Source organism: Bacillus sp. AY3-1 (assembly GCF_008368785.1).
GTDB classification, from domain to species: Bacteria; Bacillota; Bacilli; order Bacillales; family Bacillaceae_G; genus Bacillus_A; species Bacillus_A wiedmannii.
Window position 1 is genome coordinate 32079 of record NZ_QORZ01000029.1, and the last position, 12881, is coordinate 44959.

Annotated in this window: 12 protein-coding genes and 2 riboswitches; of the genes, 8 read left to right on the plus strand and 4 right to left on the minus strand. The window is 35.5% G+C overall.

The window, feature by feature from the left end:
* Positions 1-278 precede the first annotated feature (278 nt).
* A riboswitch (SAM riboswitch) is annotated at positions 279-384 on the plus strand.
* Positions 385-518: 134 nt separating this feature from the next.
* From DN389_RS24970 to DN389_RS24990, 5 genes are read left to right on the plus strand one after another with little or no spacing between them, the layout of a single operon-like run.
* On the plus strand, positions 519-1436 hold the full coding sequence (locus DN389_RS24970) for an ABC transporter permease (RefSeq protein WP_098189291.1): 918 nt from the start codon (positions 519-521) through the stop codon (positions 1434-1436).
* Positions 1437-1452: 16 nt separating this feature from the next.
* Positions 1453-2457 carry an ABC transporter permease gene (locus DN389_RS24975; protein WP_098189290.1) on the plus strand — a complete coding sequence of 335 codons (1005 nt, stop codon included), beginning with the start codon at positions 1453-1455 and terminating at the stop codon, positions 2455-2457.
* A complete protein-coding gene (locus DN389_RS24980) occupies positions 2414-3424 on the plus strand; it encodes an ABC transporter ATP-binding protein (protein ID WP_098189289.1) in 1011 nt (336 codons plus the stop codon). The genes DN389_RS24975 and DN389_RS24980 overlap by 44 nt, the downstream gene beginning before the upstream one ends.
* Positions 3421-4194 carry an ABC transporter ATP-binding protein gene (locus tag DN389_RS24985; RefSeq protein ID WP_088121111.1) on the plus strand — a complete coding sequence of 258 codons (774 nt, stop codon included), beginning with the start codon at positions 3421-3423 and terminating at the stop codon, positions 4192-4194. Before DN389_RS24980 ends, DN389_RS24985 begins: the two co-directional genes overlap by 4 nt.
* Before the next feature lie 13 nt (positions 4195-4207).
* Positions 4208-5821 (plus strand): peptide ABC transporter substrate-binding protein, encoded by a 1614-nt coding sequence (locus DN389_RS24990; protein ID WP_098189288.1) that lies wholly within the window; start codon positions 4208-4210, stop codon positions 5819-5821.
* Positions 5822-5837: 16 nt separating this feature from the next.
* On the opposite strand, the gene DN389_RS24995 is transcribed toward DN389_RS24990, so the two are convergent.
* On the minus strand, positions 5838-6305 hold the full coding sequence (locus DN389_RS24995) for a YusW family protein (RefSeq protein ID WP_001221562.1): 468 nt from the start codon (positions 6303-6305) through the stop codon (positions 5838-5840).
* A 172-nt stretch (positions 6306-6477) separates the two neighbouring features.
* Here DN389_RS24995 and DN389_RS25000 point away from each other — a divergent pair, with 172 nt between their 5' ends.
* From DN389_RS25000 to DN389_RS25010, 3 genes are read left to right on the plus strand one after another with little or no spacing between them, the layout of a single operon-like run.
* Positions 6478-7377 (plus strand): helix-turn-helix domain-containing protein, encoded by a 900-nt coding sequence (locus DN389_RS25000; RefSeq protein WP_097857548.1) that lies wholly within the window; start codon positions 6478-6480, stop codon positions 7375-7377.
* An 11-nt stretch (positions 7378-7388) separates the two neighbouring features.
* Positions 7389-7580, plus strand: a complete 192-nt coding sequence (locus DN389_RS25005) for a hypothetical protein (protein WP_098189287.1) — start codon at positions 7389-7391, stop codon at positions 7578-7580.
* Positions 7577-7924, plus strand: coding sequence for an ABC-2 transporter permease (locus DN389_RS25010; protein ID WP_098189286.1), 348 nt, complete (start codon positions 7577-7579; stop codon positions 7922-7924). The genes DN389_RS25005 and DN389_RS25010 overlap by 4 nt, the downstream gene beginning before the upstream one ends.
* A 42-nt stretch (positions 7925-7966) precedes the next feature.
* On the opposite strand, the gene DN389_RS25015 is transcribed toward DN389_RS25010, so the two are convergent.
* The 3 genes from DN389_RS25015 to DN389_RS25025 form a co-directional block, all read right to left on the minus strand.
* Entirely contained in the window at positions 7967-9607 is a 1641-nt protein-coding gene (locus tag DN389_RS25015) for a peptide ABC transporter substrate-binding protein (RefSeq protein WP_149237718.1), read from the minus strand.
* Positions 9608-10015: 408 nt separating this feature from the next.
* Positions 10016-11656 carry a peptide ABC transporter substrate-binding protein gene (locus DN389_RS25020; RefSeq protein WP_098189284.1) on the minus strand — a complete coding sequence of 547 codons (1641 nt, stop codon included), beginning with the start codon at positions 11654-11656 and terminating at the stop codon, positions 10016-10018.
* A 132-nt stretch (positions 11657-11788) separates the two neighbouring features.
* Positions 11789-11893: riboswitch (SAM riboswitch) on the minus strand.
* A 153-nt stretch (positions 11894-12046) separates the two neighbouring features.
* Positions 12047-12880 carry an aldo/keto reductase gene (locus tag DN389_RS25025; RefSeq protein ID WP_149237719.1) on the minus strand — a complete coding sequence of 278 codons (834 nt, stop codon included), beginning with the start codon at positions 12878-12880 and terminating at the stop codon, positions 12047-12049.
* Position 12881 lies beyond the last annotated feature (1 nt).

The following is a 12881-nucleotide window of genomic DNA, read 5'->3' on the forward strand; positions in this document are numbered from 1 at the left end:
TAGTGGGGGATGCCCCCCACTGATTAAAGTTTCACTTTATAGACCCCGATGATGACAAGTATAACGATTGTTAATGGTAATCCTATAGTAGCAAGAAGCAAGGGATCCATCTTATAACTTCTTTAATATTATTTCTTTTTATTATAAGAGAAAACTGTAATTTCCATAAAAGGAATGAAAACTGATTTTTCTAAATATACCCAATTTGATTGACTTTTCATTTTTTCAGAATTATAATTCAAAATATACAATTTGAACCAAATAATAATATAGCAATTTACTTATCCAGAGAGGTAGAGGGACTGGCCCTATGACACCTCAGCAGCGGGTTCTGTAACAGGAACACCGTGCTAATTCCAGCAAGCAAGTCTTGAAAGATAAGTGATGGGCCTTCGTTTATTAAGCCTTGATCTTATTTTTTAAGATCAAGGCTTTTTGTGTTTTAAGAAGCGGAAAAGTAATAGGAACAAATATGTCAATAAAACAAAGTAAATACATTCGTTTAGGGGGTTATTGAAGTGTATGTTATTAAAAAACTATCGGTTATGGTGTTCACGCTATGGGTCATTACGACAGTAACATTTTTGATTATGCATATCATTCCAGGGGATCCATTTTCATCAGATGCGAAAATCTTTCCTGAAGAAGTGATACAAAACATGAGAGCGAAGTATCACCTTGATGAACCGTTATGGAATCAATATGTTGCTTATTTAGATGGCGTAGTTCATTTTGATTTTGGTGAATCTGTTCAATCGACAGGTCAAGGTGTATCAGAAATTATAACGACAGGATTTGGTCCATCAGCGATTATTGGTTTACAAGCACTTGTTATTTCATTGTTAGTCGGAATTGCAGCAGGTACATTTGCAGCCCTATATCATGGGAAAGTAATTGATTATAGTGTGAGCTTACTTGCGATTCTCGGTATTTCTATTCCAAGTTTTATTTTAGCACCACTATTTATACAAGTATTTGCTATTCAATTTGAACTTTTACCAGTAGCGTCTTGGGGCACATTCGAACATACGGTATTGCCATCCTTCGCATTAGCGTTAGGACCAATCGCGGTTATTACAAGATTTGTTCGCTCTAATATGATTGAAGTTTTGCAGAGTGATTATATTAAGCTAGCGAGAGCGAAAGGCATACCAATTAAGAAAATCATTATAAGACATGCTCTTCGAAATGCGATTGTTCCAGTACTTACATTTGTTGGACCGTTAATGGCTGGACTTTTAACAGGGACTTTCGTTATTGAAAAAATATTTTCCATTCCTGGTCTAGGAAAATATTTTGTAGATGGTATTTTTAACCGGGATTATCCGGTCATTATGGGAACAACGATTTTCTATAGTGCATTATTAATTTCTTGTATTTTCATTACAGATATTATTCACCGTATTGTTGATCCGCGTATTCGTTCTATTACGTAAGGAGGGAGGCATTTAAATGGGAGCTTATGAAATCAATAAACAGTTATTAACGAATGAGGAGAAAAAAGAATTAACGATAAATAAAGATCAGCAAACGATTAGTCGAAAGAAGGAGGTGTTTCGCAAGTTTATATCAAACCCTATAGCAGTTTTAGGGGCAGTGACGTTATTACTAATTATTATTTTCTCACTGGTTGGCGAAAGTTTAACGGCATTTACTGCGAGTGAACAAGTAAAAGAAGCAACAAACCTCCCACCTAGTAGTGAGCATTGGTTCGGAACAGATGATTTAGGAAGGGACATATGGGCGCGCACCTGGGCTGGAGGGAAAATTTCACTAACAGTTGGATTAGTGGCAGCGGCTCTTGATATAGGAATAGGTGTACTAATCGGGGGCTTTAGTGGATATGTGAGAGGACGTAGTCGCCTTGGAACGTTAATTGATGAGTGGATTGTACGAGGGATTGAAGTGTTATACGGTATCCCATATTTATTAATTGTTATTTTATTATTAATCGTTATGAAACCAGGGCTTTTTACAATTATTATTGCCCTTGCATTAACAGGATGGATTGGCATGGCACGTCTCGTTAGGGCACAAGTATTATCTTTAAAGCAAAGAGAATTTGTTATTGCAGCAGAGCGATTAGGTACATCGCATATGAAGATTATATATGGGCATTTAATTCCGAACTTAACAGGTATTATTATCGTAAATTTATCATTTACAATTCCCGCAGCTATTTTCTCAGAATCATTTTTAAGCTTTATCGGACTTGGGGTACAATCACCAGCGGCAAGCTGGGGCACGATGACGAACGATGCACTTGGGACGTTACTAAGCGGAGAATGGTGGCAACTATTCTTCCCAGCAATCATGATTGCACTCATCATGTTCGCATTTAATGCAATTGGTGATGGTTTGCAAGATGCAATTGATCCAAAAATCGTCAAACGGAATCGAAAGGAGAAAAAACATGGCACAAATCTTATCTTTAGAAAACGTAACATTGGCCGTTGAAAAAGAGAATAGTAAGCAAGCAATTGTGAAGCATGTTTCCTTTTCTATTAACGAAGGTGAAATCGTTGCACTTGTAGGAGAAAGTGGTTCAGGAAAAAGTGTTACAGCACAATCTATTGTCGGATTAAATCAAGAATCTATTCACATCGATGACGGAAGCATCTCTTTCCAATCTCAAGGATTAACGAATTTACAAGAATCAGAATGGAATCAAATTCGAGGGAAAGACATTTCGTTTATCTTTCAAGACCCTCTGTCCTCTTTAAATCCGACGATGAAAGTAGGAAGGCAAATTACAGAGGTGATTTTGCAACATGAGAAAAAGTCGAAAAGAGAAGCAAAAGAAATTGCGATTAATTTATTAACGGATTTAGGGATACATGAAGCAGAGAAACGTTTTGAACAGTACCCACATCAATTAAGCGGAGGTATGAGGCAACGTATTTGTTTAGCAATTGCGTTTGCTTGTCATCCAAAGCTCGTTATTGCAGATGAGCCTACAACTGCATTAGATGTAACGATTCAAAAGCAAATTATGGGGTTATTAAAAGAGCGAAAAGAAAAACAAAATACGAGTATTTTATTAATTACACACGATTTGGCACTTGTACGTGAAGTAGCAGATCGAGTAGTTGTGATGTACGGGGGACGTGTTGTTGAAAAAGGGACGATACAAGAAGTGATAGGTTCACCTAAGCACCCATATACGAAAAGCTTATTACAGGCAATTCCGAATATGGATGATTCTGAAAAGGTACTTAGGGCAATTGAGGGAACAACACCATCAATTGAAACGTTAAATAGCTTTGGTTGTCCTTTTGTCAATCGTTGCCCGGTAGCAATCAAAGAATGTATTCATCGTTTTCCAGAGAGAACAACATATTCTGGGGAGCATAGCTCACATTGCTGGCAGCATGTTCTTGAGCATAACGAAGCAAAATCAAAAGAGAAGGTGAATGCTTCATGACGACAGATTTAATTACTGTAAAGCAAGTAACGAAAACGTATGGAAGTAAAAAGAAAGAAATCATAGCGCTAAAAGATATATCACTTTCTATCCCGAAAGGAACGACGCTCGGAATTATTGGAGAAAGTGGTTCAGGAAAGACAACACTTGGTAAGCTCATAGCTGGGATCGAGAGCCCAACGTCTGGTCAAATTGATTATAACGGTCAAGTTGTTCACAAGTTGAAGTCAGCTCATAAGCGAGATTTCTTGCAGAAAGTACAATTCATTTTTCAAGATTCCACAGCTGCATTAAATCCGCGCTGGAAAGTACGCGATATCGTAACAGAAGGCTATATTTCATTCGGTTTAGGCGATAAAGGATTGAAAGATAAAGTCGCAGGTGATGCACTAGAGCGTGTTGGATTAGATAGACGATATATTGATCGATATCCACACGAATTTAGCGGAGGACAACGTCAACGTATTGCTATTGCAAGAGCGCTATTATGTGAGCCAGAAGTATTAATCCTTGATGAACCAATTTCAGCATTAGATGTTTCATTGCAAATTCAAATTGTGCATTTACTGCAAAAAATTCAAAAGGAACAAGGCTATACATATTTATTTATCGCACATGATTTACCGATGGTTCACTATTTATGTGAAAAAGTGGCTGTCTTATATAAAGGAGAACTTGTTGAATTTGGAAATACGGATGAAGTGTTCCGTAATCCTCAACATTCTTATACAAAAACATTATTAGCATCAACACCAAAAATTTCAGGTTAAAGGGGAATGTAAAATGAAGAAGTTTTTATTATTTGTCATTATGACCATATTAGCAATTACTTCTGTCGCTTGCGGTAATAAGAAAGACACACAAAAGGCGAGTGCTGGTAAGGGAGAAGGAGATCGATTAGTAACGAATATTAGCAGTGATCCTTATACGCTTGATTCTGCCATTGCGACAGATAGCACGTCAGGTTACATAATTGGACAGTTGTTTTCAAGTTTATATACGCAAGATAGTGATGGGAAATATCAAAATGAATTAGCAGAGAAAGAAGAAGTAAATGCTGATGGAACTGAATATACAATTCATTTAAAGAAAGATATTAAATGGTCAGATGGTTCGCCTATTACAGCAAATGATTTTGAGTTCGCATGGAAGCGATTATTAAACCCGAAAACAGGTTCTATGAATGCGACAGAAATGTATTTTATTAAAGGAGCAGAGGCATATAATACTGGAAAAGGTGAAGAAGGACAAGTTGGTATTCAAGTCGTTGATCCTCAAACATTAAAGGTAACACTTGAGCACCCAGTTGCTTCTATTAAACAAAAATTAGCGAGTTCATTATTTATTCCATTATCTAAAAAATCAATTGATGATAACAACAAATTAAAAACAGATCCAAAAGAGTTAATTACAAATGGACCATTCACGTTAAAAGAATGGAAGCATAACCAAGCAATTACAGTACAAAAAAATAAAGAATACTATGATAAAAAGGTAACATTAAAAGAAATTGAGTTTCGTATTATTCCAGATTCTAAAACAGCGTACCAATTATACAAATCAAAAGAATTAGATTTACTAAGTGGTTTACCACAAGAAATGATTGAGAAAGAAAAAGGAAACAAAGAATATAAGCGTGTTGCAGGGTTCTCATCTTATATTTATTCGTTTAACGTAGAAAAAGAGCCTTTTACAAATGAGAAAGTACGTAAGGCATTTTCATTAGCGGTTGATCGTAAGTTTATTGTTGAAAAATTGTATAAAAATAATGCAGAAGAAGCATATGCATTCGTTCCAGAAGGAGCAAAAACACAAGGTGGTCGTGATTTCCGTAAAGAAAAAGGTGATTACGTTAAATTCGATCCAGCGGAAGCGAAAAAATTACTAGAAGAAGGTATGAAAGAGCAAGGGTGGTCTACATTACCTGAAGTAACATTAAAGTTCACTACAGATACACAACATAAAAAAGTAGCAGAAGCAATGCAAGAAATGTTTAAGAAAAATCTTGGCGTAGATATTAAATTAGAAAATAAAGAGTGGAAGAGCTACATTGATACATATAAGCAAAGTGATTTCCAATTAGCTTATATGGGATGGGGCGGTTCTTTATTAGACCCAATTACTAAACTAGATTTATATGCAGGTGATGGTCCAAACAACTATGCAAAATGGCATAATAAAGAATTTGACGCTCTAATCAAAGAAGCAGAAGTTGAACAAAATGAAGATAAGCGTTTTGATTTATTGCATAAAGCAGAAGATATTATGTTTGATGATACACCATTGATCCCAATTATTTTCCCAAGTGCTTCGTATTTACAAAAATCATCAGTATCTGGCGTCCAATTCATTATCGGGTCTAGCCCAGAACTAAGATATGCAAAAATAAAGAAGTAGGCAACCGCCTACTTCTTTATTTTATTTCTCTTTTATATTCTTTTTTCGTTCCATCAGAGAAGACAACTTCTAAATCAAATTTTTGGTAGTCTTTATCAAGTTTGAACACATTTACTACTTGATCGATTACTTCTTGGTCAGGAGTATCTTTATCAAATTTTAATTCTTGTAGAAGTGGGCTTAATTTTGTAATAGCCTCGTCACCTGTAAACTTTGCATTTGATTTATGGTCTTCAAGTTTTGCTTCCATTTTCTTATCAGCTGCTACATTCTTATAATCAGCCTCGTAGTCTTTCTTCGTATCTTGATAGTCTGCATCTAAACTAAATTCATTGAAGTTAAGTTTTAAATCAGCAGGAGCTTCATTTTTTGCTTCTTCAGTAGTTTTCTTATTAGAAGTTGTATCTTCTTTTGCAGGAGCTTTACATCCTGTTAATACAGGTACTAGCATAAGAGCTAATAAAACTGATAGTAAAATTCTCATTATAAATTCCTCCTTATGTAAATTCGTTCTATACAAGTTTTTCCCAAAATCATGTAATTATGTATGTGTTGAAAATAAATTATTAACTTGTAGCCACAAAGTTTAATCCGCAATTTAAATCAAAAATGATTTGTATGTATATGGTAAATTAAGGTTGTGAGGAGGTACTAAAATGCATGAAGAATATAAAGAGATGATAAAAAAAGCAATTGAATATATAGAGGAGCATTTACATGAGGAGCTTACAACGGAAAGAGTGGCGTCTCACAGTGCAGTATCGATGTACCATTTTCATCGCATCTTTCAAAGATATGTTGGGATGAGTGTAACGGATTATATTCGAAAGAGAAGGTTAACTCATGCTGCGCAAGCCTTAGTGTCAACGGAGAGGGCTGTTATTGATATTGCAGTACAATACGGCTTTTCCTCACAAGAGGCATTTACGAGAGCTTTTAAAAGAATGTTTCAATTGCCACCGAAGAAATATCGAAAGTACTTCCAGTCATTTTATATAGAAAGAGAGGGTGTTTCAATGCAAAAAGGTATACCGAAAGGATGGATCTTAAGTGGAAGTCATCCTGCTGAATATGAGATGGGTTTAGACTATGAAGTTGCCCATCAAGGAAAAGTATCTGCATACATAAAGGCAAAAGAGAATGTTACACATGGAGGATTTACAACATTAATGCAAATGTTCCGAGCGGATAAATATGTAGGTAAAAGATTACGTTTAACAGCATTTGTTAAGAGTGAGAACGTAAGAGATTGGGCGGGATTGTGGATGAGAGTAGACGGAAAAGATACAGAACCACTCGCTATGGATAACATGCAAAATCGCCCAATTAAAAATACGAATAACTGGCAATCGTACTCGGTTGTATTAGATATAAAAGAAGAAGCGCTTGGTATTGCATTTGGTGTTTTATTATCAGGAGAAGGTTGTGTGTGGCTAGATAGTATTCGATTTGATGAAGTGGATGAAAAAATTCCTTCAACAGATTTGGCTGAAAACTTTTATGAAACACTCCTAGAAGAGCCGGTAAATCTGCAATTTGAAGAGATAGAAAAGTAAGGAGAAAAGATATGCTCAAATATGTAAAACTAATATGTATTAGTTTAGTAGTATCGTCTTGTATTATGGGAATTAACTATTTCATTAGCTATCTGTGGTCAGAGCATATACCTTCTTTGACGTGGAGAACATATTTGATGTTTATGTTTATATTTATGATGAGTTTTAGTTCGATGCAAAAAGAAGGGGAAGAGGATTATTGACAGTAGTTTTCTTCGCCTTTCTTTCATTAACACAAATGTTCATAACTGTTTTCGGAAATGCAGGTATGATCTTTAATATAATTTCACTATCATTACAACTTGTAAGTTCGGGTGTAATTGTACCACATGAGATGCTTTCTAAAACATATGAAACAATCGGTGAATTATTTCCCGCAACATATGCAGCGAATGGCTATTATACAATAATATTTGGGGGAGTAAGTTTAGAGAAAAATATTATTTTATTATTAGTCATTATATTCGTTACACAATTGGTAGCAGTAATTACTGTATCTATAAAAGGAATAGTAAAGAGAAGAAGTCATGTAGTTAAAGAAGTATAAAATAAAAAAGGTATCCTGCGATTGGATACCTTTTTTACTTTATTATTTTGCAACTTCTGTCCACTTGTAGTTAAACTCACCGCCGAAGTCAGTTGTTACAAGCCCTTTAATAAATCCGCGTTGTAGGTAAGAACGACCTTGTTGGTATAAAGGAGCGACAGCACCGTCTTGTAATAGGATTTTTTCAGCTTGCTTCATTGCTTCAAAGCGAGCCTTTTCATCGCCAGCTAAATCTGTTTTCACTTTATGAATGAGCGCATCGTACTCTTTGTTAGAGTATTTATCGAAGTTATAAGCACTATCTGTTGTAAATAAATCTAAGAATGTAATTGGATCAGCGAAGTCAGGGCCCCAGCCATCAATACCGATTTCATAGTCACCACTTAATAGTAGTTTCAGCTGTTGTTTACGTGGTTGTGGTTTTAACGTCACTGTTAATCCATCTAGATTCTTTTCTAGCTCACCTTTTAAATATTCACCAGTCTTTTTAGCTAAGGCATTATCACTTGTTAATAGTTCGATTGTTACTTTGTCAGTACCAAGTTCTTGTTTCGCTTTTTTCCAGTTTTCTTTTGCTGTTTTCACATCATCTTTGACTAGGTTTCCATTTTCTTTACGGAAGTCAGTGCCTTCTGGGCTTTTCGCGAATTTCGCAGGTACTATTCCTTCAGCTGGAACAGCACCGTTATTTAAAATTGTTTCTACGTATGCTTTTTTATTCATTGCTCCGTTAATAGCAAGGCGTGCATGTTGATTTTTTAATGTTTCATTTTTTTGATTGAGTCGTAAGAATTGAATGCCAACTTCAGCGCGGTCTTTGAAGTTTGGATCGCTCTTATATTTATCAACAAACTCCGCAGTTAAAGCAACGCGATCAATTTGTCCTGAATCGTATAAGTTAACTTCTGTAGATTTATCTTTAACGACATTGAAGTTGATTGCTTCTAATTTTACAGTTTTAGCATCCCAATAGTTAGGGTTCTTCTTCAATTGGAAGCTTTGCTCGTGTTTCCAGTTATCTAATATGAAAGCACCGTTGTAAATTAAATGATTTGTTTCTAAACCATATTTATCGCCCTGAGATTTTAAGTAATCTTCATTAATTGGTAAGAATGTTGAGAATGTTGTTAAGCTTAAGAAGTAGGGAACAGGACGGTCTAGTTGTACTTCTAACGTTTTATCATCAAGAGCTTTGACACCTAGTTGATCAATTGGCAATTGTTTCTGGCTTATTTGTTTCGCATTCTGTATATCGAAGAATAAGAATGCATATTCAGCTGCTGTATCAGGATTTACGGCACGTTGCCAAGCGAAGACAAAGTCCTTTGCTGTAACTGGAGTACCGTTTGACCATTTTGAATCACGCAGGTGGAATGTATATTTTGTTTTATCGGGACTAAGGTCAACCGACTCAGCAACACCAGGAATTGGTTTGTTATCTTCTCCCATTGCATATAAACCTTCAAAAACATTGCGCATTACGCTCATGGATTCCCCATCCGTTGCTTTTGCAACATCCATTGTTGGAATTTCTGAAGCGAATGATAAGTTAATTGCCTGTTTATCATTTGCTTTATCATTTGCTTTCGCTCCGCTTGCATGATCTTTATCTCCTCCGCAAGCAGTTAGTAATAGACTTGCCCCTAAAACAGATGCAACAACAGGTACAACTTTTTTCTTCATTGTTCGTTCCTCCCTAAATGTGTTGTTCGTAACGTCGTAATGTCCACGTTTTGAAGTGTAGCTATAGAAGAAGAGAAAACCTATTATAGATATGTGTATGTAGGTAATCAGGTGTTCTATATGTATATACATGTTGAGCTATAATCTATCGTTATATGTTTCAACGTAGTAGACGTTATATTTTGATGGTGAAATATTTTGTTTCTTTGATTATTTAGAATATTAACACTAGAAAGAACTATATGTCAATAATAAAAATAGATTGTTAATTTCTTAGAATAATATATTAAAAAAGCAGATTTCCTCGCATTAGGGAATCTGCTTTTAATATGTTTTGCTAAAAAAACAATTGGTGTGGGCTAATAATCAGTGGGGGATGAAGAAAACCCAACTGATTAAAGTTTCGCTTTATTTTTCAATTTTGGCCCATTTGAAGTTTAATTGACCTGCAAAGTCTACTTGCACAATTCCTTTCACATAAGAACGTTCTAAATAAGATTCGCCTTTTTGGTAAAGAGGAGCGATAACAGAGTCTTTAAATAATATTTTCTCGGATGCTAGTAATGCTTCCCAGCGAGCTTTTTCATCACCGGCTAAAGTTGTTTTCACTTTTGCTATTGTTTCATCGAACTCCTCATTAGAGTAATGATCTAAGTTGTAAGGGTTATTCGTTGTAAATAGCTCAAGGAATGTAATTGGATCTGCAAAGTCAGGGCTCCAGCCGTCAATTCCAATTTCGTAGTCACCTTTTAATAAAAGTGAAACTTGTTGTTTACGTGGTTGCGGCTTTATATTTACTGTTAAGCCATCTAAATTCTTTTCTAATTGTCCTTTTAAGAACTCACCAGTTTTCTTTTCAAGGTCACCGTCACTTATTAATAGTTCTAATGTTATTTTTTCAGACCCAAGTTCTTGTTTTGCCTTTTTCCATAATTCTTGAGCAGATTTTGTATCAACCTTTGTTAAATCGCCGTTTGCAGTACGGAAGTCTGTTCCGTCAGGTCCTTTTGCAAAGTTTTTCGGCACGAGACTAGAGGTTGGTGTGGAGCCGTCATTTAATAACGTATTTACAAAAGATTTTCGATCAATTGTTTGATCGATTGCTTGGCGTGCAGAAACGTTTTGAAGTACTTTGTTTTGTTGATTCATACGTAGAAACTGTACCCCTACGTTTGGCCGTTCTTTAAAGTTAGCATCCTTTTTATATTTATCAACGAAGTCAGATGTTAGTTTGATACGATCTAATTGTTTTGACTCGAATAAATTTACTTCTGTAGATTTTTCTTTTACGACGTTAAAATTGATTTCTTCCAGTTTGACAGTATCTTTATCCCAATAGGTAGGGTTTTTCTTAAATTTAAAGCTTTGCTCATGCTTCCAATCGCTTAGTGTAAAAGCTCCGTTGTACAAAATTGTATTGTCTTCTAACGCATACTTATCACCTTGTGCTTTAAAGAATTCCTCGTTAATTGGTAGAAATGTTGGGAACGCTGTTAAGCTTATAAAGTACGGAACAGGACGTTCCAATTCTACCTCAAACGTATGGTCATCAATTGCTTTTACACCAAGTTGATCGGCTGGAAGTTCTTTGTTGTTAATTTTTGTTGCGTTTTTAATATCAAAGAATAGAAATGCATATTCAGAGGCTGTTGCTGGATCAACAGCTCTTTGCCAAGCGAAGACAAAATCTTTTGCTGTGACAGGAGTGCCGTTTGACCATTTTGAATCTCGTAGGTGGAATGTGTATTTCGTTTTATCGCCACTTACTTCATGAGATTTTGCAACGCCAGGGACAGGTTTGTTACCTTCACCAAGATTATACAAACCTTCAAATACGTTTCTCATTACTTGACCAGAATCGGTATCTGTAGCACGAGCTGTATCCATTGTTCGTATTTCAGTAGGTGAAGATAAGTTTAAAACCTGTTTACTAGGCGCCTCGTCTTTTGCATTTGCTCCGCTTGCTTCGTTTTTATAACTACCGCAACCAGTTAATAAAATACTTACTCCTACAACTGATGCAATACCGGGTACAAACTTCTTTTTCATTTGATTTTCCTCCTAAATAATTAAGTTTGGATGATGATGAGGGAAATGAAAAATAAAAAATCCCTCTTTTCATATTGAGAAAGAGGGATTTTTACGTACAAGTTATGCACCCGTATATAAACGAAGTCCCTCATTCTATCTTTCAAGCACAATGCTTGCAGGAAGTGGCACAGTATTCAAAATGAACCTGTTGCCGAGGTTTCAAAGGGCCAGTCCCTCCACCTCTCTTGATACAATGAGTAAACGAATAAATTTTATTAATTTTTGTGTTTCTTTGATAATTCAAAATCTTACACCTTGGATGATGAAGTGTCAACCAATTGGAATATAGTTTAAATTTTCAGTTTTATTTAACGAGAAAAACCACTGCATATGGCAGTGGTTTTTCTACTAGAAGTCAAAGTTATCTGGATCTGGACCAACGCGACGATCTTCATTTAGAGCTTGAATTGCTTTCATGTCATCAGCACTTAATTCAAAATCGAATATATTTGCATTTTCAATAATGCGATGTTCTTTAATAGATTTAGGGATTGTTACAACTTCATTTTGTAAATCCCAGCGTAAAATAATTTGTGCAGTTGATTTATTATATTTTGTCGCAATGTCTTGTAATGTGGAGTTATCCAGTAGTTGTCCCTGCATTAATGGTGACCAAGCTTCAAGCTGGATGTTATGTTCTTTACAGAAAGCGTGTAATTCTTCTTGTGCTAAACGTGGGTGGTATTCCACTTGATTGACCATTGGCTTAATTTCAGCGATTTCAAATACGTCTTGTAAGTGGTGAATGTGGAAATTACTCACACCGATAGCACGAACACGGCCATCTTTATAAAGTTTTTCTAACGCTTTCCATGATTCAGTATATTTCCCTTTTACAGGCCAATGTACTAAATATAAATCTAAATATTCTAGACCTAATTTTTCTAATGTAGTTTCAAATGCTTGAAGTGTTGTTTCATATCCTTGATCGCTATTCCATACTTTTGATGTAATAAATAATTCTTCACGTGAAACACCTGCTTCACGGATCGCTTGTCCAACGCCTTCTTCGTTTTGATAGATTGCTGCAGTATCGATGCTGCGGTAGCCATTTTTAATTGCTGCCTTTACAGATTCAATTACTTCTGAACCATCTTCTACTTTAAAAACACCTAAACCGAACCAAGGCATTTTTACACCGTTATGTAATGTAGTATAGTCTTTTAAACTTGTTAAATTCATA